Annotated in this window: 25 protein-coding genes and 1 riboswitch; of the genes, 11 read left to right on the forward strand and 14 right to left on the reverse strand. The window is 61.5% G+C overall.

Features of this window, described 5'->3' with window-relative positions; all coding sequences use genetic code 11:
- Window positions 1–11: 11 nt before the first annotated feature.
- From ACQZ6F_RS13085 to ACQZ6F_RS13095, 3 genes are read right to left on the reverse strand one after another with little or no spacing between them, the layout of a single operon-like run.
- Window positions 12–1,439: an FAD-binding oxidoreductase gene (locus tag ACQZ6F_RS13085; RefSeq protein WP_449095849.1), complete on the reverse strand. Its 1,428-nt coding sequence runs from the start codon at window positions 1,437–1,439 to the stop codon at window positions 12–14.
- A 36-nt stretch (window positions 1,440–1,475) separates the two neighbouring features.
- Window positions 1,476–2,450, reverse strand: a complete 975-nt coding sequence (locus ACQZ6F_RS13090) for an L-threonylcarbamoyladenylate synthase (protein WP_449095848.1) — start codon at window positions 2,448–2,450, stop codon at window positions 1,476–1,478.
- A 58-nt stretch (window positions 2,451–2,508) separates the two neighbouring features.
- Window positions 2,509–3,126 carry a DUF6656 family protein gene (locus ACQZ6F_RS13095; RefSeq protein WP_068384818.1) on the reverse strand — a complete coding sequence of 206 codons (618 nt, stop codon included), beginning with the start codon at window positions 3,124–3,126 and terminating at the stop codon, window positions 2,509–2,511.
- Window positions 3,127–3,227: 101 nt separating this feature from the next.
- Between ACQZ6F_RS13095 and ACQZ6F_RS13100 the strand changes: the two genes are divergently transcribed.
- The 3 genes from ACQZ6F_RS13100 (at window position 3,228) to ACQZ6F_RS13110 (ending at window position 6,496) form a co-directional block, all read left to right on the forward strand.
- Entirely contained in the window at window positions 3,228–3,641 is a 414-nt protein-coding gene (locus tag ACQZ6F_RS13100) for an ACT domain-containing protein (protein WP_449095847.1), read from the forward strand.
- 217 nt (window positions 3,642–3,858) lie between these two features.
- Window positions 3,859–4,062, forward strand: a riboswitch (cobalamin riboswitch).
- Window positions 4,063–4,160: 98 nt separating this feature from the next.
- Window positions 4,161–5,405: an aromatic ring-hydroxylating oxygenase subunit alpha gene (locus ACQZ6F_RS13105; protein WP_068387596.1), complete on the forward strand. Its 1,245-nt coding sequence runs from the start codon at window positions 4,161–4,163 to the stop codon at window positions 5,403–5,405.
- A gap of 2 nt (window positions 5,406–5,407) precedes the next feature.
- Window positions 5,408–6,496: an FAD-binding oxidoreductase gene (locus ACQZ6F_RS13110; protein WP_077471311.1), complete on the forward strand. Its 1,089-nt coding sequence runs from the start codon at window positions 5,408–5,410 to the stop codon at window positions 6,494–6,496.
- Here the strand turns inward: ACQZ6F_RS13110 and ACQZ6F_RS13115 are convergent.
- The gene (locus ACQZ6F_RS13115) at window positions 6,493–7,497 is read right to left on the reverse strand and encodes a glycoside hydrolase family 25 protein (RefSeq protein ID WP_449095846.1); all 1,005 of its coding nucleotides are present in this window, start codon (window positions 7,495–7,497) and stop codon (window positions 6,493–6,495) included. The genes ACQZ6F_RS13110 and ACQZ6F_RS13115 overlap by 4 nt on opposite strands.
- Window positions 7,498–7,743: 246 nt before the next feature.
- Here ACQZ6F_RS13115 and ACQZ6F_RS13120 point away from each other — a divergent pair, with 246 nt between their 5' ends.
- Window positions 7,744–8,205 (forward strand): BA14K family protein, encoded by a 462-nt coding sequence (locus tag ACQZ6F_RS13120; protein WP_077471309.1) that lies wholly within the window; start codon window positions 7,744–7,746, stop codon window positions 8,203–8,205.
- A gap of 62 nt (window positions 8,206–8,267) precedes the next feature.
- On the opposite strand, the gene ACQZ6F_RS13125 is transcribed toward ACQZ6F_RS13120, so the two are convergent.
- Complete coding sequence (locus ACQZ6F_RS13125; protein ID WP_449095845.1) at window positions 8,268–9,269, reverse strand: CorA family divalent cation transporter; 1,002 nt, start codon at window positions 9,267–9,269, stop codon at window positions 8,268–8,270.
- 289 nt (window positions 9,270–9,558) lie between these two features.
- Here ACQZ6F_RS13125 and ACQZ6F_RS13130 point away from each other — a divergent pair, with 289 nt between their 5' ends.
- The gene (locus ACQZ6F_RS13130; protein WP_449095844.1) at window positions 9,559–11,337 is read left to right on the forward strand and encodes an acyl-CoA dehydrogenase; all 1,779 of its coding nucleotides are present in this window, start codon (window positions 9,559–9,561) and stop codon (window positions 11,335–11,337) included.
- A 9-nt stretch (window positions 11,338–11,346) separates the two neighbouring features.
- Window positions 11,347–12,099, forward strand: coding sequence for a crotonase/enoyl-CoA hydratase family protein (locus ACQZ6F_RS13135; RefSeq protein WP_449095843.1), 753 nt, complete (start codon window positions 11,347–11,349; stop codon window positions 12,097–12,099).
- A 36-nt stretch (window positions 12,100–12,135) separates the two neighbouring features.
- Here ACQZ6F_RS13135 and ACQZ6F_RS13140 read toward each other — a convergent pair whose 3' ends face one another.
- Entirely contained in the window at window positions 12,136–13,386 is a 1,251-nt protein-coding gene (locus ACQZ6F_RS13140) for a class I SAM-dependent RNA methyltransferase (RefSeq protein ID WP_449095842.1), read from the reverse strand.
- Entirely contained in the window at window positions 13,383–14,123 is a 741-nt protein-coding gene (locus tag ACQZ6F_RS13145; RefSeq protein WP_449095841.1) for a TlyA family RNA methyltransferase, read from the reverse strand. Before ACQZ6F_RS13145 ends, ACQZ6F_RS13140 begins: the two co-directional genes overlap by 4 nt.
- A 114-nt stretch (window positions 14,124–14,237) precedes the next feature.
- Here ACQZ6F_RS13145 and ACQZ6F_RS13150 point away from each other — a divergent pair, with 114 nt between their 5' ends.
- From ACQZ6F_RS13150 to ACQZ6F_RS13160, 3 genes are all read left to right on the forward strand, one after another.
- Window positions 14,238–15,245 carry a DUF4424 domain-containing protein gene (locus ACQZ6F_RS13150; protein ID WP_449095840.1) on the forward strand — a complete coding sequence of 336 codons (1,008 nt, stop codon included), beginning with the start codon at window positions 14,238–14,240 and terminating at the stop codon, window positions 15,243–15,245.
- Window positions 15,246–15,473: 228 nt separating this feature from the next.
- On the forward strand, window positions 15,474–17,414 hold the full coding sequence (locus ACQZ6F_RS13155) for a methyl-accepting chemotaxis protein (RefSeq protein ID WP_449095839.1): 1,941 nt from the start codon (window positions 15,474–15,476) through the stop codon (window positions 17,412–17,414).
- A gap of 348 nt (window positions 17,415–17,762) precedes the next feature.
- Complete coding sequence (locus ACQZ6F_RS13160; RefSeq protein ID WP_449095838.1) at window positions 17,763–18,791, forward strand: diguanylate cyclase domain-containing protein; 1,029 nt, start codon at window positions 17,763–17,765, stop codon at window positions 18,789–18,791.
- Between the two features lie 49 nt (window positions 18,792–18,840).
- Here ACQZ6F_RS13160 and dxs read toward each other — a convergent pair whose 3' ends face one another.
- The 4 genes from dxs to ACQZ6F_RS13180 form a co-directional block, all read right to left on the reverse strand.
- Entirely contained in the window at window positions 18,841–20,757 is a 1,917-nt protein-coding gene (gene dxs, locus ACQZ6F_RS13165) for a 1-deoxy-D-xylulose-5-phosphate synthase (RefSeq protein ID WP_449095837.1), read from the reverse strand.
- A gap of 125 nt (window positions 20,758–20,882) precedes the next feature.
- On the reverse strand, window positions 20,883–21,806 hold the full coding sequence (locus tag ACQZ6F_RS13170; RefSeq protein ID WP_449095836.1) for a pirin family protein: 924 nt from the start codon (window positions 21,804–21,806) through the stop codon (window positions 20,883–20,885).
- Between the two features lie 71 nt (window positions 21,807–21,877).
- Window positions 21,878–22,129: an exodeoxyribonuclease VII small subunit gene (locus tag ACQZ6F_RS13175; protein ID WP_077471301.1), complete on the reverse strand. Its 252-nt coding sequence runs from the start codon at window positions 22,127–22,129 to the stop codon at window positions 21,878–21,880.
- Between the two features lie 2 nt (window positions 22,130–22,131).
- Window positions 22,132–23,073 carry a histone deacetylase family protein gene (locus ACQZ6F_RS13180; RefSeq protein ID WP_449095835.1) on the reverse strand — a complete coding sequence of 314 codons (942 nt, stop codon included), beginning with the start codon at window positions 23,071–23,073 and terminating at the stop codon, window positions 22,132–22,134.
- 168 nt (window positions 23,074–23,241) lie between these two features.
- Here ACQZ6F_RS13180 and ACQZ6F_RS13185 point away from each other — a divergent pair, with 168 nt between their 5' ends.
- A complete protein-coding gene (locus tag ACQZ6F_RS13185) occupies window positions 23,242–23,643 on the forward strand; it encodes an acyl-CoA thioesterase (protein ID WP_068384861.1) in 402 nt (133 codons plus the stop codon).
- A gap of 7 nt (window positions 23,644–23,650) precedes the next feature.
- On the opposite strand, the gene ACQZ6F_RS13190 is transcribed toward ACQZ6F_RS13185, so the two are convergent.
- The 3 genes from ACQZ6F_RS13190 to ACQZ6F_RS13200 are packed head-to-tail and all read right to left on the reverse strand — an operon-like array spanning window position 23,651 to window position 25,516.
- Window positions 23,651–24,208 (reverse strand): biotin transporter BioY, encoded by a 558-nt coding sequence (locus ACQZ6F_RS13190; RefSeq protein WP_449095834.1) that lies wholly within the window; start codon window positions 24,206–24,208, stop codon window positions 23,651–23,653.
- Between the two features lie 28 nt (window positions 24,209–24,236).
- Window positions 24,237–24,839 carry a CbiQ family ECF transporter T component gene (locus ACQZ6F_RS13195; protein WP_449095833.1) on the reverse strand — a complete coding sequence of 201 codons (603 nt, stop codon included), beginning with the start codon at window positions 24,837–24,839 and terminating at the stop codon, window positions 24,237–24,239.
- Window positions 24,839–25,516, reverse strand: a complete 678-nt coding sequence (locus tag ACQZ6F_RS13200; RefSeq protein ID WP_449095832.1) for an energy-coupling factor ABC transporter ATP-binding protein — start codon at window positions 25,514–25,516, stop codon at window positions 24,839–24,841. The genes ACQZ6F_RS13195 and ACQZ6F_RS13200 overlap by 1 nt, the downstream gene beginning before the upstream one ends.
- Before the next feature lie 105 nt (window positions 25,517–25,621).
- Between ACQZ6F_RS13200 and ACQZ6F_RS13205 the strand changes: the two genes are divergently transcribed.
- On the forward strand, window positions 25,622–26,812 hold the full coding sequence (locus tag ACQZ6F_RS13205) for a winged helix-turn-helix domain-containing protein (protein ID WP_449095831.1): 1,191 nt from the start codon (window positions 25,622–25,624) through the stop codon (window positions 26,810–26,812).
- Window positions 26,813–26,971 lie beyond the last annotated feature (159 nt).

Below are 26,971 nucleotides of genomic sequence, written 5' to 3' on the forward strand. Positions count from 1 at the left end.
GTCGATTGAACTCAGGCCTTGAGAACCTTCCCCGGGTTCATGATCCCCGCCGGGTCAAACGCCGTCTTGATCCGGCGCATCAGGTCCATCTCGATATCCGGGCGGATGGAAGCCAGTTCGTCGCGCTTCAGCTGACCGATGCCGTGCTCGGCGGAGATCGAGCCGCCGTGCTGCAACACCAGTCCATGCACGATCTTGTTCATCTCATGCCAACGGCCGATGAACTCGTCCTTGTCGGCGCCGACCGGCTGCGAGATGTTGTAGTGGATATTGCCGTCGCCCATATGGCCGAAGGCGCAGATGCGCGCGCCGGGCAGGGCGGCCATAACAGCCGTCTCGGCCTCGGCCATGAATTGCGGCACCTGCGCGACAGGAACGGAAACATCGTGCTTGATCGAGCCGCCTTCCGGCTTCTGCGCGTCCGACATGCTCTCGCGCATGTGCCAGATCGCCTTCTGCTGCGCTTCAGAGCTGGCAATCGTCGCATCCTGGATCAGGCCGGCCTCGTAGCCCTGTTCCAGCAGCGTCATCATCATCCGCTCGGCGGTTTCGGCCGAATCCGAGGTCGAGATATCGATCAGCACATACCAGGGATGCACCGTTTCCAGCGGATCGCGCACACCGGGGATATGGCGCTCGGTGAATTCGACGCCAAGGCGCGGCATCAGCTCGAAGCCGGTCAGCGCCGTGCCGCAGAGGCCGGAGGCGTTCTTGAACAGGATCAGCGCATCATCGACCGACTGCAGCCCGGCAAAGGCGACCTGATGGCCGAGCGGCTGCGGGAAGAGCTTCAGCACTGCCCCGGTGATGATGCCAAGCGTGCCTTCGGCGCCGATGAAGAGATCGCGCAGATCGTAGCCGGTATTGTCCTTCTTCAGGCGGCGCAATCCGTTCCAGATCTCGCCTGTGGGCAGCACCACTTCGAGGCCGAGGCAGAGCTGGCGCATATTACCATAGGCGAGAACCGCCGTGCCGCCGGCATTGGTGGAGAGATTGCCGGCGATGCGGCACGAGCCTTCCGAGCCGAGAGACAGAGGGAACATGCGGCCATGCTCAGCCGCAGCCTTGTGCACATCCGCCAGAATGCAGCCGCCATCGACGATCATGGTATTGCCGACCGGATCGATATCGCGGACCCGGTTCATGCGCTCTAGCGACAGGATGATGTCGGAGCCGCCTTCGCGCGGTGTCTGACCGCCGACAAGGCCGGTATTGCCGGTCTGCGGCACGATGGCCGTGCCTGTCTCGCTGGCAAGCTTGAGGATCGCTGAGACCTCCTCCACCGAGCTGGGCTTCAGCAGCATCGGCGAAGCACCATGGTAGAGCCCACGGTTCTCGACCAGATGCGGCGCAATCTCCGCCGCATCTCGCACGGCATGTTTCTCGCCAACGATCGCAGCGAAGCGGTCGAGAAGGGCTGAAGAGGGGGCAGAGCTCATGGCGTATCCTTTGCCGATAGAGTGTCGGGCCGATTTTTAATCTCTGGGTGCTGCCGCACGGCGCAGCCGGTCGTTGATGGCCTCGCCGAGGCCCTCGTCGGGAATATGCGAAAAGGCGATCGTCGCGGCGCCTGTGGCGTCGGCGCGCTTCATGAAGTCGAAGAGGTTTGCTGCGGCCTCCGAAAGATCGCCCGTGGCGCTCAGGTCGAGCACGGCAATGGCGCTTTCGATCCCGGCAATGTCAGGCGTCCCGAAGCGGATCAGTGTTTCACCGGCCGCAACCTCCGTCGCGTCGAGCCGCACGGCCGCGCCGGGGGCATAATGCGACGCCAGCATGCCGGGGGCTTCGATGGCGGCCGATGCCTTCTTCTTGCGCTTCAGCGCCTTGCCCGCGACCCGCTCGATCTCACGGGCGGCCAATCCGCCCGGCCGCAACAGCCGCAATTCGCCGTCTTCGACCTTGACGATGGTCGACTCGACACCGACGACGGAGGCGCCGGCGTCGAGGATCAGCGTGATCCGCTCGCCGAGATCGTCATCGACATGGTCGGCGCTGGTGGCGCTGATCTTGCCCGACGTATTGGCGCTCGGCGCGGCAAGAGGGCGCCCGAAGGCACGGATCAGCTCGCCGGCAAAGCCCTGCGGCACGCGGATGCCGACGGTATCGAGACCGGCGGTCGCCAGCGGATGGATGCCGCTGCCGGGCCTGAGCGGTAGCACCAGCGTCAGCGGGCCTGGCCAGAATGCTTCCGCCAACTTGCGGGAGATGGGATCGAAGATCGCATAGCGTTCGGCCATGGCGAGATCGCTCATATGGCAAATGAGCGGGTTGAAGCGCGGCCGTCCCTTGGTTTCGTAGATCCGGGTGATGGCAGCCGGGTTGGTGGCATCGGCTGCAAGGCCGTAGACCGTCTCCGTTGGCAACCCGATCGGCAGACCCTCGGCAAGCGTTGCCGAGGCGACATCTATCGCCGTTTGCGGGTGTTCGAGAATGTCTATGTGTCGTGCCATGGCCTGCCCGTTTGCAGTTCAGGCCGTTCTTATGCTTTTCGAGTTTTCGGATCAATGATCAAAGCTGGCGAATGATGTCGCGAAGCTGTTCGTTGCGGGCGCCGAGCAAGAGGACGTTACGGACGGCGATCTGCGGATCGTGCGTGTGGAACAGCACGCCGTTGCCGCGAATGTCGCGATTGATCGTCAGCTTCTTGTCTTCCGCCTCCTTGCCCGGATGGATGGCGACGGCGAAATACATCCGCGAATATTTCAGGCTGATATCCTCGAAGAAATTCTCTTCCTGGCCGATGCGGGCAAAGAAGTTCGCGATGTAGAAGGCCCAGTTCACCTCTTCATATCGAGCGAATTGCGTGCGCGCCGCTGTTACGTGGCAATAGCCGAGATGCGGCGTGTCCTTCAGCGTGTGATGAAAGATGAGCTTCGGAAAACGAATCGACTTATGAAAGCCGTTGAGCCGGTCATGGGTCATTTCCCCGGCATTCCGCAGCTTCTGCGCGGTCTGCTCGGCGACTTCCTGGTGGGTCATGTATCGCCGCTCTTCGGCAAGCCAATGCGGCCTGTCGCGGTTGATACGACCGGTGCGCAGGAATTCGCTATGCCCCGTTGTCGATACCGCCGGTATCGGTTCGGGGTCGGCGGGCTTCCCAGCGTCGAAATATCTGAGTTTGGCCATGCCGGGTCTCGCTATAGAGGTCTGGAGACTGCATGATAACTAGTCTTGCTTGAGCCGGGCTTAACGACGCCGGTTGCAAATCCCCAGGGAGGCCAAAACACATGCCCGGAATTACCGATCTTAAGCTGCTGCTTTCCGGCATGAAACCGAATCTCGTCGAGGGCGAGTTCGTCTATTGCACCGTTCCATCGTCGACATTGGCCGATCATATTCATCTGGAGCCGATCGGTTTTTTCCGGGAAGGGGAGGGCGTGACCCTGATCCTGCCGCTGGAGGCCGCGCGGCAGGCCGGGTTTCCGATTGCGCCCGCAATGCGCATGATCACGCTCGATGTCCATTCCTCGCTGGAGGCTATCGGCCTCACCGCGGCGTTCGCTACAGCCTTGGGAAATGCGGGCATCAGCGCCAATGTCGTCGCGGCCTATTACCACGATCATATCTTCGTTCCGGCTGCTGATGCTGACCGTGCAATGGCGGCGCTGCAGGCACTTTCGGCGTCGCAAGCGACCCCTTGATTATCGGAGATCAACCGCATTGTCGCAATCAGGATAAAGCGTCATCAAGAGGAGGCAAAATAGCGACGATCTCCATGTCTGCCGATAATCGATAAGAGATTGAATTGCCTTCCTATATTGCCCATCCCTACGACCGTCTTGCTGTTCCGTTTCATCTGTCGCCAATTTCGAAGCCGATGTCGCATTGTAGCGCAGCGGCTGACGGGGCCGAGAGTTATGATGTTATCAATCTCAAGGTGCCGTCTGCTAGGGAGACGGAGAATTGGGAAGCCGGTCAAAATCCGGCGCTGCCCCCGCAACGGTGGTGGAGTGAGGCATGGCGAATAAAGCCACTGGGTCGGCCGACCTGGGAAGGTGCCATGGGGTTCTGGAAACAGGGCCGCTCCAGAGCCCGGAAACCAGCCTTGGGGAAATTCGGTTTACTGACCGCGGCGGGCGGTCGGGACATTGCTTCAGGCCGCTCCCAAACGGCCTTGCATGTCCTTCGTCCGTTTCCCGGTAACGCGCAAGGATAGGCAAATGGATATCAGCAGCAATGTTTTGCGGCAATTGAAGAACCGCCGCGAGGGCTTCAGCCTCGAGCAGCCTTTCTATATCGATCAGGATTACTTCAAGCTCGATATGGAAATGATCTACTATCGCGACTGGCTGTTCATCGGCCATGACTGCGAAGTGCCGCGCGCGGGCAATTATTTCACCGTCCAGATCGGCGATTATCCTGTCGTCATCGTCCGTGGTCGCGATCAGGTCATCCGCGCCTTCCACAACAGCTGTCGCCATCGCGGCTCACGCGTCTGCACGACAGAGCGCGGCTCGTCGGCAAAGCTCGTCTGCCCCTATCACCAGTGGACCTACGAGCTGGACGGCTCGCTGCTGTTCGCCCGTCAGATGGCCGAGGACTTCGACAAGACCCAGTATTCGCTGAAGCCGGTCCATTGCGAAAGCGTCGGCGGCTACATCTTCATCTGTCTGGCAAAGAACGCTCCGGACTTCGCGCCCGTCCGCGCCACGATCGAGCCCTATATGGCGCCGCATCGCATGAGTGAGGCCAAGGTTGCCTTCCAGAGCACCATTATCGAAAAGGGCAACTGGAAGCTCGTTTGGGAAAACAATCGCGAGTGCTACCACTGCGCCGCCAACCATCCTGAACTCTGCCGCACGTTTTCGGAAGCACCGACGGTCAGCGGCGTGCAGGGGGCGATGAGCGATCCGGTGATCACCGCTCATTGGGAGCGCTGCGAAGCCGCCGGCCTGCCGAGCGAATTCAAGATCTCGCCTGATGGCCAGTTCCGCGCCGCCCGCATGCCGCTCATCGAAGGGGCCGAAAGCTACACCATGTCCGGCCAGAACGCCGTCAAGCGGCCGCTCTCGCCCGATGTGACGATCAACGGCATCGGCACCATGCTGCTGTTCCATTATCCGACGACATGGAACCACCTGCTTGGCGACCACGCGATTTCCTTCCGCGTCCTTCCGCTCAATGCCGAGGAGACCGCCGTCACCACCAAATGGCTGGTGCACAAGGATGCCGTCGAAGGCGTCGACTACGATCTCGAGGAACTGACCCACGTCTGGACCGAGACCAACGACCAGGATCGCCGCATCGTCGAGGAGAATGCTTTCGGCATTCACTCGCCGGCCTATGAGCCCGGTCCTTATTCGGAACTCCACGAGGGCGGCGTCATGCAGTTCGTCGAATGGTATTCGAATTTCATGATCAACCGGCTGCAGGGCGATCAGGCCAAGCTGTCGGCGGTTGCCTGAGTATGAACATGACCGTCTCCCTTAGCCATCGACACCTCGATCAGATGCAGCCCTGGAGCGACAGGCAGCATCTGCTCGAATGCCTCTCCGTCACGCCCGAAGCGCCCGATGTGATGACCTTCACATTCCGGTCCGACAAGGACAACTGGTTCCGCTATCTGCCGGGCCAGTTCGTGACGCTGGAGCTGCCGACGGCGCCGGAGCCGGTCATGCGCACCTATACGCTGTCCTCGACGCCATCGCGGCCCTTCTCGGTCGCGGTGACGGTCAAGGCGCAGAAGGACAGCATCGGCACGCGCTGGATGTTCGAGAACCTCAAGCCGGGCATGCGCATCAAGGCTTTCGGTCCTCTCGGCGATTTCACGCACGTCCGCCATCCCGGCGATAAATACCTCTTCGTCTCCGCCGGTTCCGGCGTGACGCCGATGATGGCCATGACCCGTTACATGGCCGACACCGCGCCATTGTCCGACATCACTTTCGTCAATTGCTCGCGCAGCCCGACCGACATCATCTTCCGCTCGGAGCTGGAATATCTCGCCCGCTTCATGCCGAACCTCAATCTCGGCCTGATCGTCGAGGGCTGTGGCCGCACCGATCTCTGGTCGGGGCTGAAGGGCCGCATCGACAAGGCCAAGATCGGCCTGCTGGCGCCTGATTTCATGGATCGCACGATCTTCTGCTGCGGCCCGGAAGTCTTCATGGATGCCGTCCGTTCCATGTTGGAAGCGCACGGCTTCGACATGAAGCGCTACCATCAGGAAAGCTTCCAGCCGGCAAATGCGGCGACGCCGCTTGCTGAAGTTACCGACGATGCCTCGACGGACGCTGCGACCACGATCCGCTTCACCATGGCCGGCAAGGACGTGGTTTGTGCGGCCGGGCAAACCGTGCTTCAGGCCGCGCGCGGCGCCGGCGTGCGGATCGGCGCTGCCTGCGAATCGGGCCTCTGCGGCACCTGTCGTGTCATGAAGCTTTCGGGCGAGGTCGAGATGAGCCACAATGGCGGCATCCTCGATGACGAGATCGAGGAAGGCTATATCCTGGCCTGCTGCTCGCGCCCGAAGACGGATGTTCAGGTCGAAGCCTAATAATCCTGGTAATTCAGTTCATTGATCTCCACCGGCTCGGGTCGGCGGGTAGCAGCCGTGACGACCGGATCGACCATCAGCGAGACAAGCGTCTGTAGCGGCCCGTTGCACAGCGGTCCCTGGGCGATCGTCAGGTCGGGGGCAGGCAGTGGTTTGGCGGGCAGCAAATCGCCCTGCGGCCAGATCTTGGCGAGTTGCACGCTGGTCATCGGCACAACATTGACGTCGATGTCCGTCAGCGTGCCCGGAACGCGGTAGGGGCAGCTCTTGTCGGAACAATTGTCCGATGAGGCAAACTGCCAGATGGCGTAATTATCCCAGTTGCCGAGCGGGAAGGTGCCCTTCAGATCCGGCTTGTAGCGCGCGTACCAGAGCGGCAGCCGCGACAGCAGCGGATAGATATCGCGGTGATCGGCGATATAGCGCGCGGTGTTGTGATTGACGTAGAGGATCGGATAACGTCCGGTCCTGACCTTGATGTGTGCGACAAAGACCTGCGCATCATCAAGCGACATGAAACGCGTGGGATCCATGCCGTCAATGTCGAGCACCATCAGCTCGTCCGGCTGTGGATCGGCATAATCGAGAAAATGATTGGCCTGATCGATCGGATTGCCCGGTCGCCCCAGATGATAGGCGCCCCATAACAGGCCATTCGTCTTCGCCAGCATCCGGCGGGTCTGATAGAGTTCGCGCGTGACGGCATATTTGCGCCACATGGTCTTGCAGTGGGCGAAGGTGTCACCGGCATGGTCGCCGGTACAACTGAAGCTCTCGGGCAGGCCGTCGGAGGCCTTGGAGATGAAGGCGGCGATCCGCTTGTCCTGCAGGAACGCAGTCCAGTCGATGGTATTCAGTTCATAGGCATCGACGATGAGGGCATTTTGGGGGTCCGTCCAAGGCTGGTTTTCGCCGGCCGAAGGCTTCGTGGCCGGCCCCAACAGGGCCAGTACGGTCAGGAAGCTGCAAATCAGGCTGTGGCTGTGCCGGGACCCTTTCATGAAATAATAGTAAGGATTGCTGGTTAATCTTGGGTTAAGGATCGGTTCACTATACATTCATCGTGGAGCCCTCGCATAACTCCTTAAATTGGTAGGGATTTAAGGAACAGAATAAGGTGTTGCCGCGTTTCTTGTTGTCTATTCGGACATGCTGCGAAGCAGGGCGCTTAATCCTGCGAAAGAAGCATGCCCGACATCAAACGCTATACGCTTGAGCACAAGACAAACCAGCGAATGGAGATAAGAATGCTTGGTTTCCGTGCGAGAATTGCGACCATCGCTATTTCGGCCGCTGTCACCCTGACGAGCTTCACGCCGTCCTTTGCCATTCAGATGCCTGCTGCGCCGATCGCACCTGTGGAGAAATCCACGCTTGGCAATGTCGAGCAGGTTCAATGGCGGGGCTATCACGGCGGCTATTATCGCCGCGGCTGGTATGGCGGCTATCGCGGCTATTCGGGTTATCGCCATGGCTATCGTTACCATGATGGCTACTGGTTCCCGCTGGCCGCCTTCGGTGCCGGCGCGCTCATCGGCGGGGCGATTGCCAGCCAGCCTCGCTACTATGCGGCCCCGCCTCCGTCCGGCGGCATCAATCCGCGCCACGTCGAATGGTGCTCGGATCGTTATCGCTCCTATCGGGCTTACGACAACACGTTCCAGCCCAACCAGGGCCCGCGCCGTCAGTGCTACTCGCCCTATTATTGAGCGACACGCCAAAAATCATCGACACAGCCGCCCGTTATCCGGGCGGCTTTTTTGTGCCGGCGTCAGAGAATGTTGACCCGCTTGAGCAGCCACCATGCCAGCAGCATGGATGCGATAATAAAGCCGATCGCGTATCCCGTACCGCTTGAGCCGCCCGAAAGGGGCAGGCTCGATGTATTCATGCCGAAGAAGCCGGTCACCAGCGTCGGCGGCAGCAGGAACGCCGTCATGATCGAGAGGATGTAGAGATGGCGATTGATCTCGGAGGCAAGCTTCGAGTCGATTTCTTCATGCAGCAGCCTGGCGCGCTCCTGCAGCGCGTAGACATCGTGTTCGACTGCTTCGAGGCGTCCCGTCAGACGTCCCGCAATGTCCTCGAAACCAAGCGGCATTTCCTCGTCGTCTGAGGCGGCCGCATGCCGCATCAGGGAGAGGACGGTTCGCAGATGGCGGTGCAGCCGCACGATCGTCCGTCGAATGGGCGGAAGCTGCGTGCGCTCGTCACGCGAGCTATTGCCGTGGATGAAATCCTCGATGCCGTTCAGCTCTTCGCTGATCTCGATGACGACGGAGATCAGGGTGCGCTGGAACTCGACAACCAGCGCTTCGAAAATATCCACAGGGCATGAAAACCGTGCGGCATTCTTTTCGATCAGCACGCGTCCCCGGTCCACGCTGCGAAGCGGCTGCAGCCGGCTGGTGATGAGCACGCGGTCAGTCACCGCAAAATGCAGCCAGCCGATATCATGGGTGTTGTGGGCGAAATCGCGCTGGAAATCGACAAGGGTGCCGAAAAGCATCTGGTCGTCGACTGTGATCGTCGCGTGGGTCTCGTGCGTCGTCAGCGCTATGCGCGCCGCTTCGTTCAGCCCCGGCGCGTCCTCCAGGAAGGCCGGAACGCGGGCGTCGACGAGATTGAGATGCAGCCAGAGGAAGCCGTCTCCGTCAAAGAGCGTGGCTCGATCCGCATCGTCGGGGAGCCGCTCCGCCTTGTCCGCGCCTGGACGAAGACGATAGGCCCAGACAAAGCCGGGTATGGTGGTGGCTGACGTTATCGTGTTCATGGCCGCATCATTCGCTTTGTCAGAACAGTTGCCTTAGTCTTCGTTCATGACGATTGTTTATGCAAGGCTGCATGACGGTGGAATAATCGCACATGCCGGCGCCGTTATTGACGACGTGTGGCGCGCGTGACGCGAACTGCCGTTCCGGTTCACGATTGAGTGGAAATCGCCCTGCGGAATGTCTCAGTGAAAATTGACGTTTACGTAAAAATAAACTAGCTCTATCCACATAGGGCCGATGATCCGGGTGAGGCGGGTAATCGGCGGCACCGACGCGGAGGAAATCACCATGTACAAAGCGCCTGTCGAGGAAATCGCATTCACGCTGAAATACGTCGCCGGCATGGATCGGGCGATGGAGGAGGGCATTCTCGGCGATCTCAGCGCCGATGTCCTCGATGCTATTCTATCGGAGGCCGGGCGTTTTGCCGGCGATGAGATGGAGCCACTTGCCGAAAATGGCGACCGGCAGGGCGCGAAGCTGGTCGACGGCAAGGTGGTTCTTCCCGACGGATGGGAAAAGCTCTATCGCGACTGGATCGCCGGCGGCTGGAACGGGCTGACCGCACCGGAGGAATTCGGCGGGCAGGGCCTGCCGCATATGCTCAATATCGCGACGCTGGAAATGTGGAATTCCGCTTCGATGGCCTTTGGTCTCGCCCCGACGCTGACGATGGGCGCGGTCGAGGCGCTGAACGCCCACGGCAGCAATGACCTCAAGAAGAAATATCTGGCAAAGCTCATCTCCGGCGAATGGTCTGGCACAATGAACCTGACCGAGCCGCATGCCGGTTCCGACGTCGGAGCCTTGCGCACGCGTGCGGAGCGTCGGGACGATGGCACCTATCGCCTCTTTGGCCAGAAAATCTTCATCACCTGGGGCGATCACGAGGCGGCGGAAAACATCATCCATCTGGTGCTGGCCCGTCTTCCGGACGCGCCGGCCGGCACGCGGGGCATCTCGCTGTTCCTCGTGCCGAAATTCCTGGTGAACGATGATGGCTCGCTTGGCGCCCGTAACGATTATTTCGCCCATTCTTTGGAGCACAAGCTCGGCATTCACGGCTCGCCGACCTGCACGATGATCTGCGGCGACGGCAAACATGGCACTGAAAAAGGTGCCATCGCCTGGCTGGTCGGCGAGGAGAACAAGGGCCTCGCCTGCATGTTCACCATGATGAACAATGCCCGCCTCGCTGTCGGCATTCAGGGCGTGGCGATCGCGGAAGCCGCGACCCAGAAGGCCATCGCCTATGCGCGGGAGCGCACGCAGGGCCGCGCGCCGGGAACGACTGCAGCAGGCATGAGCCCGATCATCGAGCATCCCGATGTCGCGCGCACGCTTCTCACCATGAAGGCGCTGACGCAGGGATCTCGCGCCATCTGCTACGCTTGCGCCGAGGCGATCGACATGTCGCATCGCGATGCGCAGAAGGCTAAATATTGGCAGGAGCGCGCGGCACTACTGACGCCGATTGCCAAATCCTTCTCCACCGACGCCGGCGTCGATGTCGCTTCGCTGGGCATTCAGGTCCATGGCGGCATGGGTTTCATAGAGGAGACGGGTGCGGCGCGGCTGCTGCGCGATGCCCGCATCGCACCGATCTACGAAGGCACGAACGGCATCCAGGCGATCGACCTCGTGACGCGCAAGCTGACCATCGCCAATGGGGACCATGTGCGCGGCTTCATCGCTGAGCTGCGCGAGATCGCTGACGCCGTCGCCAAATCCAATCTCGATGGCTTCGGAGAGACAGCGCCGCGGTTGCGGGCGGCCATTGCCGACCTGGAAAAGACAAGTGAATGGCTCCTGACGAAACAGGCGGAAGGTGCTGTCGCAGAAGCGCTGGCTGGCGCCACCCCTTACCAGCGGCTCTTCGGCCTGGTGCTGACCAGCTCGTATCTGGCCAAGGGAGGCCTTGCCAATGCAGGGGATGGCGAGGGAGGTAAGCGCATCGCGCTCTGCCGCTTTGCTGCCGAAAACCTGCTGGCCGAAACCGCTGCTCTCTCTGATCGCGTGACTTCCGGTGCATCTAGTCTTGAAGCCGGCCGCGTTGCCCTTGCCTGAGGAAAATCCATGACCGACCACATTCTGATCGAACGGTCCGAGACCGCGCCGCATGTCCAGATCATCCGGTTCAATCGACCGGAAAAGAAGAACGCGATCACCCGCGCCATGTATCAGGCGATGACCGATGCGCTGAAGGCGGCAGACGAGACGCCGGATATCCGCGTCAGCGTCTTCCTTGGCACGGACGGCTGCTTCTCCGCGGGCAACGACATGGCCGATTTCCTGGCCTTCGCCATGGGCGGCAGCATGGGCCGCGAAGTGATCGACTTTCTCGTCGCGCTGGCGAGCGCCAGGAAACCGGTCGTTTCCGGCGTCGACGGACTTGCGATCGGCATCGGCACGACGATCCATCTGCATTGCGATCTGACGGTTGCGTCCGACCGCAGCCTGTTCAAGACGCCCTTCGTCGATCTCGCCCTCGTGCCCGAAGCCGCCTCAAGCCTGATTGCGCCGCGCCTGATGGGTCATCAACGCGCCTTCGCCCTGCTCGCCCTCGGCGAAGGTTTTTCCGCTAATGACGCGAAGGACGCCGGCCTGATCTGGAAGGTGACCGCACCAGAGGCTGTGGAAGCCGAGACCCTGGCACTTGCCGCCAGGCTCGCCGCCAAGCCGCCAGAGGCTCTGCGGATCGCCCGCGACCTCATGCGCGGCCCGCCGGACGCCATCCTTGGCCGCATCACGGAAGAGGCCGAGCATTTCGCCGCACGGCTGAAAAGTGCGGAAGCCCGCGCGGCCTTCGAGGCGTTCATGAAGCGGTGAGGATACCTGCGCGAGGACTCTGCCTCGCGCAATTCCTTACTTCTCCAGCGCCACGACCACCTCGACATGCGAGGTCCAGAGGAACTGGTCGATCGGTGTCACCCTGGTGATGCGGTAGCCGCCTTCGATGAGCAGCGCGAGATCGCGGGCGAGCGTCAGGGGATTGCAGGAGACCGCGACGATCTTCTTGACTTGCGAGAGGGCAAGTTCCTTGCTCTGAAACTCTGCTCCGGCGCGCGGAGGGTCGAAGACGACGGCGTCGTAGACTTTCAGTTCCTGTTTCATCAGCGGCCGGCGGAAGAGATCGCGGCGCTCAATGGTGACGGGCTTCAACCCCTGCGTATTGCGGGCGGCGTGGTCGAGTGCGGCGAGCGGCTTGCCTTCGCTTTCCACCGCATGCACGCGCCCGATGCGCGCCAGACGCAGCGAGAAGGTGCCGGCGCCGGCGAAAAGATCGGCGATGCGCTTGGCCTTGCCAACATGGGCTGCGACCAGCTCGGCCATCGCGTCCTCGGCCTGCTTGGTTGCCTGCGTGAAGGCGCCCGGAGGAGGTGCGATCTGCACGCCGCCGAATTCGATGATCGGCTTTGCCGGCTCGACCAGGATTTCGCCGTTCAGCGATACGCGGGCTATGCCGCGAAGCGCCAGCACAGTCTCGACCGTGCTGCGGCGCTGCTTGTCGGATAGCGATTTGATGCCGTCGACGGCGAGATCGAGGCCGGATGACGTTTCCAGCACGGAGATGCGGAAGGCTTCGGCATTGACGGCGAGCGCGGTCGCGACCGCCCTGATCGCCTCCAGCCGCGACATGATCCCCGCGGACGCGATGGGACATTCCTCGATCGCGACGATGTGATGGCTTTCGGCCTGGTTGAAGCCGATCAGCGTGCTCTTTTCGGTCTTGCGTGCCGCAAAGACCACCCGCCGCCGCTCGCCGGGATGGGCAGCGACGATATCGTCCACCTCGGGCGTCAGGCCCTTGGAGCGCAATGCATCGACGACGAGCTGACGCTTGAAGCCGTGGTAGGGCGCATCGGCATAATGCTGAAGGGTGCAGCCGCCGCAGGTGCCGTTGACGCCATCCGGGCCGAAGTGCCGACAGTGCGGCTCCTGCCGATCCGGCGAAGCCGATGCGATCGACATCAGCGTGCCCTGACTTTTCACCCGCGCGATGGCGACGCTTTCGCCGGGAAGCGTGAAAGGCACATAGATCGGTCCGTCCGTGCCTTGCGCAATGCCGTCGCCCTGGGCGCCGAGCTTCTGGATGGTGACGGTTTCAGTGCTCATGGCTTGATCCCTGCGAGAAGAAATTCGTGGTTGCCGTCGCCGCCGGCAATGGGCGAGGGGATGAGGCCGAGGCTCTTCCAGCCCATATCCTCGGAGAACCAGCGCTCAAGTTCGGCAGCAACCGCCGGAGCGGAGGAGGGATCTTTCAGCAGTCCGGCCTTGCCGACAGCATCGCGACCCGCCTCGAATTGCGGCTTCACCAGTAGCGCCGCGCGCGCGCCCGGTTCGGCAAGAGCCAAGGCCGGTGCCAGCGCCAGCTTCAATGAGATGAAGGAGACGTCGGAAACGAGAAAGGAGAACGGCCCGCCGATATCTTCGGCGGTGAGATTGCGGGCGTTCAGCCCTTCCATATTGGTGACGCGCGGATCGGCCGATATGCGCGGATGCATCTGTCCATGGCCGACATCGATGGATGTGACATGCGCGGCGCCGCGCTGCAGCAATACCTCGGTAAATCCGCCGGTGGATGCGCCGACGTCGAGACAGTGCAGGCCTTGCGGATCGAGACCGAAATGATCGAGCGCGGCTACCAGTTTCAAGGCCGCACGGGACACGTAATCCTGAGCCGGATCGTCGATGCCGATCTGCACCTCCTCGGTAAACAGCGTCCCCGGCTTGGTCACGACCCTGCCGTCGACGGTCACGGCGCCGCGTTGGATGGCATCGCGCGCGCGGGATCGGCTGGCGAAGAGCGAAAGGGTGACGAGGAGCTGGTCAAGGCGTTGAGGTTCGGACATAGGCTGTCCATGCCGGTCAATGCATTGCGTTGCAAGCCTTTTGTGGCAATCTCGGCGTTGACGCCGGACTGCAGCCGGAGATAATCGCTTAAATCAACGGCTGAGGGGTCATTCATGCGAAGAATCGGTGGCTATGCGGCTCTATTGGCGATGTTTGCCACGCCGGCCCTGGCGAACGACACCATGGCCGAGCTGAAGACGGGCGGCCTCGCCTATGTCCGCAGCGGCGATATCAGCATGGATCAGGAAAAACTGTTCATATCGGCAACCGAGGTGCGGGTGGATTACGTCTTCGAAAACACCTCCGATAAGGATGTCGAAAGCGTGGTTGCCTTCCCGATGCCCGATATCAAGGGCGATGTCGACAGCATGGTCGATGCCGGAAATGTCGAGGCAGACAACTTTCTCGGTTTCACCGTGACCCAGGATGGCAAGGCCATCACCCCGACGCTTCAGCAGCGCGTATCGGTCGCCGATGTCGACATGACCGATGAGTTGAAGGCGCAGGGCGTGCCGCTGTTGCCGCTCAGCAAGGCCGCGATGGATGCCGTCGCCAAGTTGCCTCTCGATGTGTTGGAAGATTGGACGGCTCGCGGTCTGATCACAGACGATGAATACGACAATGACGGCCAGGGCGTGAAGCATCACCCGACGCCGATGTGGACCCTGCATACCACTTATTGGTGGCGCACGAAATTTCCGGCCAAGGCGAAGATCGCCGTCCAGCATCGTTACAAGCCGAGCGTCGGCGGCACCGTGGCCATCACCTTTGCCGGCGACGAGGACTACCAGAAGCAGCAGCTGCAGGTCTATCGCGGCCGGTATTGCGTGGATGAGGCATTTCTCAAGACGGCGACCAAGCTTGCCGCCGTGGCCGACAAGGGTGGCCGCACCTATGTAGAGAGCTGGATTTCCTATGTGTTGACGACGGGCGCCAACTGGTCTGGACCGATCAAGCACTTCGAGCTGACGGTCGACAAGGGCAGCCCGGAAAACTACATCAGTTTCTGCGGAACGGACGTCAAGAAGACCGGACCGACGACTTTCCAGGTGACGGCGCAGGATTTTTATCCCGAGCACGATCTGGACATTCTGATCCTTTCCGCGGCACCCGTGAACTAGGCCGCGTTTAAAGACCAGTTGCGCGAAATTAAATAAATTTAAAGCCGAAGCCCTTACGGATATTCGGGATTACGGCGATCGGTTTCGAGATCGCCGCCTGCCATGAAGGCTTCGCGCTTTTGCGTCCCAATCATGCCCTTCCCTGAATTTCCCGAGTATCCGGCAGTGTTTCTCCCAAACACGGCCCGTCGATGCTCGCCAGGACCGGCGCTCAGGAGGCGCTCGCTCATGTTTGCGAAAAGACTCTCGCTGAATGGCAAGCTTGCCATCACGTTCACGGCGCTGATTGCCATTTTCGCCTGTGTTTCCGCATTCGTCTATTCCAAGGAAGAGGTGTCGGCCGGCGCTGCTGCAGAGCAGGCCAAGTCACACCAGCTCGTCAATCTTGTCGACGACTCCTTGCAGGCCATGCTGGAACAGGCCGTCAATCTGCGCGGCTTCCTGTTGCTGCGCAGCGACAGCACCTATGGCGATATTTTCGCCAACCGCGAGCGGATGCTGAAGAGCATTGCCGCTGCCAAGCAGGTCGCGGCTGATTCTCCGGACTTGCTGCAGGCCATAGACAACATGCAGAAGGCCGCGGATATCTATTTCCATCAGCTTGCAGAGCCGCAGGCCAAGGCCCGCAAGGAAACCGAGACGCCGCTCGACCAGATCGTCAAGATCGGTCAGAACGAAACCAAGGGCCAGCTCGATGGCTTCCGCGAGGCTGCGGCGAAGATCAAGCAGGCCGCCCGTACCCAGGCCAACGATCTGGGGGCTATGCAGGATGAAGCCAACAGTGATCTGCGCCTGACGCTGATCGCAGGCGGCATTTTCGTGGCACTGCTTGCCGCACTCCTCGCCTGGCTGCTGTCGCGCATCATCGTTCGTCCGATCGTCGGCATGACGGCTGCCATGGGCCGCCTGGCCAGCGGCGAGCACGATATCGATGTTCCGGCCGTCGGCCGTGGCGATGAAGTCGGCCGCATGGCCGATGCCGTCCTCGTCTTCAAGCAGGCGGCGATCGAAAAGCTTCGTCTTGCCGGCGAAACCGATCGCATGCGCGATGACGCTGAGCGTCAGCGCCAGATGAGCGACGAGCAGAAGGCGCGCGAAGAGGGCGAAATCCGCTTTGCGATGGAAACGCTTGCGGGCGGGCTTTCCGCGCTCTCCGCCGGCAATGTCGCGGCGCGTCTCGATCGAGCCTTCGCGCCGCAGTTCGACAGCGTTCGTGCCGATTTCAACAATGCCGTCGAGAAGCTGGAAGCGGCCCTGCAGTCTGTCGGCCGCAATGCCGCCGCCATCAATGCCGGCGCGGGCGAAATCCGCTCGGCTGCCGATGAGCTTGCTCATCGCACCGAGCAGCAGGCAGCCTCCGTCGAGGAGACGGCCGCAGCACTGGAGCAGGTGACGACGACGGTTCGTGATTCGGCCAAACGCGCCGAAGATGTCGGCCATCTCGTCGAACGCGCCCGCCTCGGCGCCGAAAAGTCCGGCGAAGTGGTGCGCAAGGCAGTCTCCGCCATGCAGCAGATCGAAAAGTCTTCGGGCGAGATCAGCAACATCATCAGCGTCATCGACGATATCGCCTTCCAGACCAACCTGCTGGCGCTGAACGCCGGTGTCGAAGCCGCCCGTGCCGGCGATGCAGGCAAGGGCTTTGCGGTCGTTGCCCAGGAAGTGCGCGAGCTCGCCCAGCGCTCCGCCAATGCCGCCAAGGAAATCAAGGCGCTTATCACGACCTCGAGCGACCAGGTCAATACTGGCGTGTCCCTGGTCGGCGAGACCGGCAAGGCGCTGGAGCTGATCGTCTCCGAAGTGCAGGAAATCAATCGCCACGTCGGCGCGATCGTCACGGCGACCCGCGAACAGTCGACCGGCCTGCAGGAGATCAATACTGCGGTCAACACCATGGATCAGGGCACGCAGAAGAATGCGGCCATGGTCGAAGAACAGACCGCCGCAAGCCATGCGCTTGCCCGCGAGGCATCGGCATTGAACGAACTGCTCCAGCAGTTCCGCCTCGGCAACACACCACAGGCAGCGCCCGCCCGGCCTGCCGTCGCGACGCCACGTTCAAAGCCGGCGGCATCGCCGGCGCGGGCTCTGGGCCGCACCGTGGCCAAGGCCTTCGGCGCCAAGGCAAGTGCCGCTGCCCCCGCGCAGGACGAATGGGAAGAGTTCTGAGCGCTTTCCGGTAATGCTCCCAGTGGCAGCCTTGCGAGGCCGCCACTGGGAATCATCGCCTTCAGACTTCGTCGGCCCGCCGCTCTGTGGCGGGCCGATTTGCGTTTCACAGGCAGTGCAAAAAGGAAAAATTCCGGAGTGCGTTGTTTTGGAGCAGGCCGTTTCAAGGCAGGTGGCGGCTCTTCCCAAGGGCTGCGGGGTTTTAAGAGCTATCACACAGTTTCCGATCCGCGGCCGGGACATGCTTTCGTCAAGATTTATTAAATATTTGATCGGTGGCAGGGTTGCGCTGAGCGTCGATCCACTTTTTCTATAGCCCGGTCACAAGGATTGCCGAGGGAGATTCGAATGGGACAACTCGTCCGAGTTCCGGCCAATGAAACGCAGAGACTTTTGGCCGTACGCTCCCTGAATGCGATCCACAGCATTCCGACGCCGGAGCTGGCCATTGTCGCCGAGCTCGCAAGGCAAGTCTTCGCCTCGCCCTATGCCGCGATCAATATCATCGACGAGGACTGGCAGCGCATAGCCGGGCAGGCAGGCCTGAAGATTGCCGAATGCTCCCGCGACATGTCGATCTGCACCCGTGTGGTCTTCGACGACGAATTGCTTGTTATATCCGATCTGGCCGCCGATCCCGAGCTGAAGAGCGCCCCCTTCGTGGTCGAGGATCCGCATCTGCGCTTTTACGCGGGCGCGCCGGTGCGATTGGAAAATGGCCTGCCCGTCGGCGCCTTCTGCATTCTCGACCAGAAGCCGCGGGAGTTTTCTGCGAGCGAGGAGCAAAGCCTCGTGCGGTTCGCTCAGATCGCAAGTGCGCTTCTGAGGCTTCAAAAGACCAATCTGCTGATGGGTATCGCCGAGAATGGTTTGCGCACTGCCGCCATGACCGACCCTTTGACCCGTTTCCTGAACAGGTCGGCGCTGGAGGCCGTGGTCGATGGATCGCTGAGCGCTGCCGTCGCTGCCGGCCGCAACTTCGGTGTGCTCTATCTCGACATGGACGGCTTCAAGTCGATCAACGACCGCTTTGGTCACAATGTCGGCGATGAGGTCTTATGCGAGGCTGCCCTGCGCATCCGCTCGGTCATTTCCACCGAGGACATTGTCGTACGCATGGGCGGCGATGAGTTCGCGATATTCGTTCCTGATCCGGCCGACAGGAGCGCTCTTCTATCCCTTTCGGAACGGCTGCTTGTCGCCTTTCGTGCGCCATTCACGGTCGACGGTATGTCCGTTTTCGCCCGGTTGAGCATAGGCGCGGCGCTGGCGCCGCATGACGGTGCGACGCGCATATTGCTGTTGAAGAATGTCGATGCCGCCCTCTATCAGGCCAAGGCAGCCGGGCGAGACCGGGTTGCTGTCTTCCAGCCCTGAGATCACAAACGATCAGCAAGGCCGAGATGCTGCCGATAAGGCTTAGATCCTATCCGGCTGCTTCGACGATACGGCTGTGGCCAAGCGCTCTGAACACCGTCTGCACGATGCCGGCGCGGTCGAGGCCGGCCTTTGCATTCATGGCTTCGGGCTTGGCTTGATCCATCCAGATATCGGGCATGACGAGCGTGCGGATCTTCAGCCCGTTGTCGAGCAATCCCTCGCTGGCGAGGAACTGCATGACCTGGCTGCCGAAGCCGCCGACCGAACCTTCTTCGATGGTGATCAGCATCTCGTGGTGAGCGGCCAGCTGGCGAATGAGACCATGATCGAGCGGCTTGGCGAAACGGGCGTCCGCAACCGTCGTCGGCAGGCCGGCAGCATCGAGATCCTCGGCAGCGGCAAGGCTGTCGGCCAGGCGCGTGCCGAAGGAGAGCAATGCAACCTTCGAACCCTGCTTGATCACGCGACCCTTGCCGATTTCCAGAATCTGGCCGCGCTCAGGCATTTCGATGCCGACGCCTTCGCCGCGCGGATAGCGGAACGAAATCGGGCCGAGATCATAGGCGGCCGCAGTGCGCACCATGTGCTTGAGCTCCGCCTCATCGGAAGCGGCCATGACAACGAAACCGGGCAAGGTGGCGAGGAAGGCGGTGTCGAAGGAGCCCGCATGCGTCGGACCATCAGCCCCGACAAAGCCGGCACGGTCGATCGGGAAGCGAACCGGCAGGCCCTGGATCGCCACGTCATGCACCACCTGGTCATAGGCGCGCTGCAGGAAGGTGGAATAAAGCGCCGCGAACGGCTTGTAGCCTTCGGCGGCAAGGCCTGCGGCGAAAGTTACTGCATGCTGCTCGGCGATGCCGACGTCAAAACAGCGCTTGGGGAAGAATTCCTGCAGCTTGTCGAGGCCGGTGCCATTCGGCATGGCGGCTGTAATGCCGACGATCTTCTCATCGAGCGTTGCCTCCTGCACCAGGGCATCGGCGAAGACGCTGGTATAGCTCGGTGCATTTGGTTTCACCTTGGCCTGCGCGCCGGTGATGACGTCGAACTTGTTGACGCCGTGATACTTGTCGGCAGCTGCCTCGGCAGGGGGATAACCCTTGCCCTTTTGCGTCACGACATGAATCAGCACCGGACCCTGCGCATTGTCGCGCACATTGCGCAGCACTGGCAGCAGGTGTTCGAAGGAGTGACCGTCGATCGGGCCGATATGGTAGAAACCCATCTCCTCGAACATCGTCCCGCCGGTCACATAGCCCCGTGCATGTTCGACTGCCCGCGTGATGGCGCGATCGACCTTCTTGCCGAGATAGGCCGTCAATTTCTTGCCGAGGTCGCGGAAGCCCATATAGGTGCGGCCTGAGGCGAGGCGGGCGAGATAGGCGCTCATTGCGCCGGTCGGCGGCGCGATCGACATGTCGTTGTCGTTGAGGATGACGATCAGTCGTGCATCGAGCGCGCCGGCATTGTTAAGGGCTTCATAGGCCATGCCGGCCGACATGGCGCCATCGCCGATGACGGCAATGACGCGGCGGTCGGTCTTGTCGAGCTCGGCGGCCACAGCCATGCCGAGGCCGGCGGAAATGGACGTCGATGAATGCGCGGCGCCGAAGGGGTCGTATTCGCTTTCGGCCCGACGCGTGAAGCCGGAAAGGCCGTCTTCCTGCCTCAGCGTGCGGATGCGATCACGCCGCCCGGTCAGGATCTTGTGCGGATAACACTGATGCCCGACATCGAAGATCAGGCGATCGCTCGGCGTGTTGAAAACGCTGTGGATGGCGATGGTCAGTTCGACGACGCCAAGCCCGGCGCCGAGATGCCCGCCGGTGCGCGACACCGCATCGATCATCTCGTCGCGGACTTCGCGGGCGAGTTGCGGCAAGTCCCGGTCCTCAAGCTTGCGCAGGTCGGAAGGAAAATGGACCCGGTCGAGCAGGGGCGTCTCTGGCATTTGTGTCAAGGCAGGAGCCTCTTTCTTGCTATTCTTGGGCGGGATCCCGCCTTTACGTCAAAACAGATTGCGACAAAAGACGCCGAATTCAAGGTGCACCCGAACAAGAAACATGTGGGATTGTTATGAACCCGTTAGCCCTCCGGCAATGGAATGAATTCTTCCTCATCGCCCGGTACGATGTCGAAGCGGCCCGTGCGCCATTCTTCCTTGGCCTTTTCGATGCGTTCCTTGGAAGATGACACGAAGTTCCACCAGATATAGCGCTTCGAATTGAGTGCCGCACCACCAAAAAGCATGAGATGACAGCCTTTTTCCGCGGCTTCGAGGGTTATGGCGTCGCCGGGGCGGAAAACGAGGAGCTGATCCTGAGCAAAGTGATCGCCCGCAACGATGAGCGAGCCGGAGAGAATATAGACCGCGCGCTCCTCATGGGCTGCACCAAAAGGAAACGTCGCGCTCGGCTGAAGCTGCAGATCGACGTAGAGCGTGTCGGTGAAGGATTTCACCGGAGATTTCAGGCCTTCGAAATCGCCGATCACCACGCGCCCGGTCACGCCGCCATCGGAAATGACAGGTAGCTCGTCTTTTTCCGTATGGGCAAAGGATGGGTCGATCTCCTCCCTGTCGTCGGGAAGTGCCAGCCATGTCTGTAGGCCAGACATGGCAAAGGGATGGTCGCGCAGATTTTCGGGGGTGCGTTCGGAGTGCACGATCCCGCGTCCGGCCGTCATCAGGTTGACGTCGCCAGGGCGGATTACCTTGGCCGTGCCGAGGCTGTCGAGATGGCGGATTTCGCCGTCGAACAGGTAGGTGACGGTGGAAAGGCCGATATGCGGATGCGGGCGCACATCAACCGCCTGGCCCGGGCGAAAGATTGCAGGCCCCATGCGGTCGAAGAAGATGAACGGCCCCACCAGCCGCCGCCGGCTGCTCGGAAGAGCCCGCCGTACGGAGAAGCCACCAAGGTCGCTGGTGCGTGGAATGATGAGATTCTCGATCGCGTCGCAGGCGAAGGCATCACCGGCGTGCGGATCATTTCCTGGGAAAAAGGACATGGAGGCTCTCCTTTCGGTTGAGGTGCAACCTACCGGGAATGTCAGGCAAACTCAAACTTTCCCGTCTTGTCTCACGCGCCGTCCAGCGGCTCCGTGCCCTGCGGCTTGCCGGCGCGGTCGAGGCGGATCTTCTCGATGCGGTTCTCGGCTGCCGAGAGCAGCGCCTCGCAGTGCTTCTTCAGTGCTTCGCCGCGCTCATAGATGGTGATGGATTCGTCCAGCGCCACGTCGCCGCGCTCCAGGCGTGCGACGATGCTTTCAAGCTCCGCCACGGCCTTCTCGAAAGAATAGCCTGAAACATCTACCTTGGCGTTCTCGCTCATCGTCAACCCTTCATCATGCGCAGAATATGCAGACCCGCCGATTCGGCGAGACCTTCCAGATCATAGCCGCCTTCGAGCAGGCTGACGACCCGGTTCTTGGCGCTGCGATCGGCAGCCTCCAGAATCCGCCCGGTCGCCCAGTCGAAATCCTCACCGGTGAGGTTCAATTGTGCCAGCGGATCGCGATGGTGGGCGTCGAAACCGGCGGAGATGATGATGAGATCTGGGCGGAAATCATGAAGCGCCGGCAGCACACGCGACTTGAAAGCCTCGCGGAAATGGTCGCCGCCGGTATTCGGCGAGAGCGGCGCATTGACGATGGTGTCATGCGCGCCGCACTCGTCCTTTTTACCCGTGCCCGGGTAGAGCGGCATCTGGTGGGTCGAGCAGAACAGCACGGACGGATCGTCCCAGAAGATGTCCTGCGTGCCGTTGCCGTGGTGGACATCCCAATCGACAATGGCGACGCGCTCAGCTCCGTGGGCCTTCTGCGCATGGCGGGCCGCTATCGCCGCATTGTTGAAGAAGCAGAAGCCCATGGCCTTGGATTTCTCGGCATGGTGGCCCGGCGGGCGGGCCGCGACGAAGACATTGTCGGCAGCACCGGAAAACACATCGTCGACCGCCGCCATCGCCCCACCGACGCCGTGCATGATCGCCTGCAGCGTCTTCGGGCTGGCATAGGTATCCGCCTCAAGCTGGTTGATCTCGCCGTCGTCACCCTTATCAGGCATCGAGCGCAGCACGAATTCCAGATGCTCTTCAGGATGGGCGAGCAGGACTGCGTCCACGTGGGCCGCAGGGGCTTTGCGCCGGTCAAGCCGTTCGAAGTTCGGATGTTCCAGCGCAATGTTCAGCGAGCGCAGCCGATCCGGCCGTTCCGGGTGGCCTGGTGGAACAATATGTTCAAGAAAGATCGGGTGTTCGTAAAGACGTGTGCTCATGGTGCCAATCTATAGAGGAGGTCTGACGCCTATTAGAGGACATGGACCATGTCACTACAATGTCAACAAACCATCTTAACCACTTTGGGGTAGCGCCCGTTTACTTATCGAGGCGCGGTGTTAAGCTTTCATTAAGGTGTCTATGGCGTCGGCCAGGGTTGTTTAGTGATGATGAGTATAGAACGATCCGATGTCATCGAGGTGAGGGTGCCGCCGCGCGATGTCGACAGGCACGGCCAGATGTTCATTGCATCCTATATCTCGCAGGCGGAAACGGCTCTTTCGAATTTCTGGCGCACCCGGCCGCTGGTCGATGACGAACCGGCCTATATCGCCACCAAGGCGTCCTGCTCTCTGCACCGGGCCCTGCGCTACGACGATCTTGCCCGCTTCTCGATCAGCGTCAACAAAATCGGCGGCAAATCCGTCGGCTTCGTCGTCTTGGTCGAAACCGGCAACGAACTGGCGGCGGAAGTCGAAATTCGCTGGCTCGCGGTTCGCGGTGAGGAACAGGACCCCGCTTCCCTGCCGGAGGACACGCGCGACTGGCTCTACAAATATCTTTCCTAAGCCGCGGTTAGCTCCGCTGCGGCAGAAGCGGATAGCCGGCCATGACAGCGCGTCCCACCAATGCTGCGACGACAGCCTTGATGACATCGCCCGGCACAAAGCTCAGGGAACCGATAAAGGCCTTCTCGAAGCCGATATTGATGCTCAGCCAGGCGATGCCGAAGGCATAGAGCACGATAACACCGCCTGCCACTGCGGCGAGGAAGAAGCCAACGCCCTGCACGAGGCTGCTTTGCTCGGCTTTGACCAACCGCTCCGAGAGGTAGCCGGTGACAAAGGCCGCGAAGATCCAGCCGATGAAGAAGCCAGCGGTCGGACCTGCAAGAACGGCAAGGCCACCGCGGCCACCTGACAGAACCGGCAGGCCGATGAGCACCAACAGGACGACGATCAGCACCGCGATCGTGCCGCGCTTGGCACCGAGCACGACGCCGGCCAGCATGATGCCGAGCGATTGCGCGGTGATCGGCACAAGGATGATGCCGATCGGGATCGGCGGCAGCAGGCCGAGCGCCACGATGATTGCGGCAAAAAGCGCCGAGAGGACGAGGTCGCGGGTGTTCATGGCGGCTCCTTCGCAAACAGATTGTTGTTCAATGCCGCCGAATGCCGCGTGCGTCAATCGCAGCTGCGATATTGTCCGCATCGCGCAGCGTCAGGATGATGAGCGGAGCGAGCGTCGTTGCCATCCGTATCTTGATGCCGCGAGCCTGATGCGCATCGCGGATGGCGCGATAACGGTCGAGAATCTCGGGCACGAAGCGGATGACGAGGCCGATCGCAAGCCCGATATCGGCTGCCCTGAGCAGGCCGATTTTTTCGAGCGGCATCGCAAGGGTCGTGATCTCGTCCATGAAGGCGGTCATCGATGTCGTCGCCGTCACCGCAGCCGCAAACAGCGCAAGCGCGATCAGCCGCAGCGCCACGACGATGGCGGCATGCAGCGGGCTCAGGAGTGCGGTAAAGAGCGCCAGCATGGCGATGGAGATGAGGATCGGCCGTAGCCGCCGCAGCGCCTCCGATATCGGCAGGCCGGTCCGAAAATAAAGGGCGGCGCCGATAAGGTTCGCGAGCGCGAGGGCTGCGACGGAATCGAGGAGAAACAGCAGGATGCCGAGAGCCGCGAGTGTCACGAGCTTCACGCGTGGCGACAGCCGGTGCAGCCAGGTGTCAACGTCTACATGCAGCGTCTGCATCAGCCTGCCATCTCCCTGTATCGAGCGATGGCGTCCGCCGCCGGAGCATCGGCCACCAGCCGGCCCTGGTCGAACAGCAGCACGCGATCGAAATCCTCCAGCAATGGCAGGTCGTGGCTGATGACGATGACACTTTCCGGCAGGCTCGCAATGGTCCCTTGCACCAGCGCGCGGTTCTTGAGGTCGAGCTGGTTGGTCGGCTCATCAAGGATCAGAATATCCGGGCCGGTGACCAGCACCGAGCAGAGGGCGGCCATCTGCAGCTCGCCGCCTGAAAGCTCATGCGCGCGCCGCGCACCGAGATGGCTGACGCCGAACCGCTGGAGAATACCGTCGACCGCCGTCTCGATCTGTGTCTTGTCATAGCCACGCGCCTTGAGCCCGAAAGCGATGTCGTCACGCACGATCGGCAGGATGATCTGGTTCTGCGGCGACTGGAAGATATAGCCGACCCTGCCGAGCACCTTGGCCGCATCGGTGATCGTATCCAGCCCATCGACGACGACACGGCCGGCCGTCGGCTTGGCGAGCCCGTTGATCAACCGCGCGAATGTTGTCTTGCCCGAGCCGTTGAGGCCGATGACCCCGATCCGCTTTTCCTGGAGCGTCAGGCTCAGCGGGAAGAGGGCGGTGCGTGCGCCATAGTCTACGCCGGCATTGTCGAAGCGGATATCCAAGCGGCTGCCCTGTTTCCTGATGGTATCGCTGTCCTATAGCGCATCGCGGTCATTTATCAAATGAGGCGGTTTGAAAGCATGGGAATTTATGCCTATGATCCCTCCATGACGAATCTGCTTTCGAATCGGGATGCCCGCCGCGTTTTCCTTGCCAAGCAGGGGCTCGCCAATCCACCGAACCGCGCCTTGACCAAGGCGGGGTTGCTGCAGCTCATTCATGATATCGGCTTCGTGCAGGTGGATAGCATCGGCACCGTCGAGCGTGCGCATCATCAGATCCTGTTCTCACGCAACCAGACCTATCGGCGCGAGCATCTGACGGAACTCCTCGAAAAGGACGGCGCGCTGTTCGAGCACTGGACGCATGATGCCTCCATCGTGCCGAGCGCTTTCTTCGTCTACTGGAAACACCGGTTCCGCCGCGAGGAATTGGCTCTGGTGGAGCGCTGGCGAAAGTGGCGTGGCGAGGGGTTCGAATCTGCCTTCGAGGAAACCTACGAGCGTGTGCTGAAGAACGGCGCGATCATGGCGCGCGAAGTCAAGGCGGAGAATCATGTCTCCGGCGGCTGGTGGAACTGGCATCCGAACAAGACGGCGCTCGAATATTTCTGGCGTACCGGCAAATTCGCCATCGCCGGCCGCACCAATTTCCAGAAGGTCTATGATCTCGTCGAGCGCGTCCTGCCCAATCATTTCCATGAGCCCGAGGTCGAGCATGACGAGTTCGTCGATTGGGCTTGCCGTGGTGCGCTTCAGCGCCTGGGCTTTGCCACCTCGGGCGAAATCGCTGCCTTCTGGGACCTTGTGACGCCGCAGGAGGCCAAGAGCTGGGTCGAGACGCACCGGGACGAACTGACCGATGTGCTCATCGAGCCGGCTGCGGGCGACAAGCCGCGCCCCTCTTTCGCATTCACCGATTTCCAGACGACGCTCGACAGCTATCCGGAGGCGCCGGCGCGCATCCGCGTCCTCAGCCCCTTCGATCCGACGCTGCGCGACCGCAACCGCACCGAACGCCTCTTCGGCTTCTTTTACCGCATCGAAATTTTCGTGCCCGAGCCCAAGCGCGAATACGGCTACTATGTCTTTCCGCTGCTGGAGGGAGACCGGCTGATCGGCCGCATCGACATGAAGGCCGACCGCAAGGCGGGAACGCTTGACGTCAAGCGCTTGTGGCTGGAACAGGGTGTCAAACCCTCCGCCGGCCGACTGGAGAGGCTGGAAGCGGAACTGGAGCGTGTCGCCCGCTTTACCGGCGTTGAGAAGGTGGTGTTTCTCGAGGGCTGGCGTGGTTAATCACCTCCCCCTTGAGGGGGGAGGTCGCGCGGAACGCGCGGGTGGGGGTGACAATTGTTTGGCTCTGCAGGTGGCGGCGATGGCCCCCCCCCCCCGCGGGGCGGCGCCCCCCCCCCCCCAGGGGGGGGGGTTTGTGAGGAGCCCGGGTAAATGGTGGGG

The organism is Rhizobium sp. A22-96, from assembly GCF_053521805.1.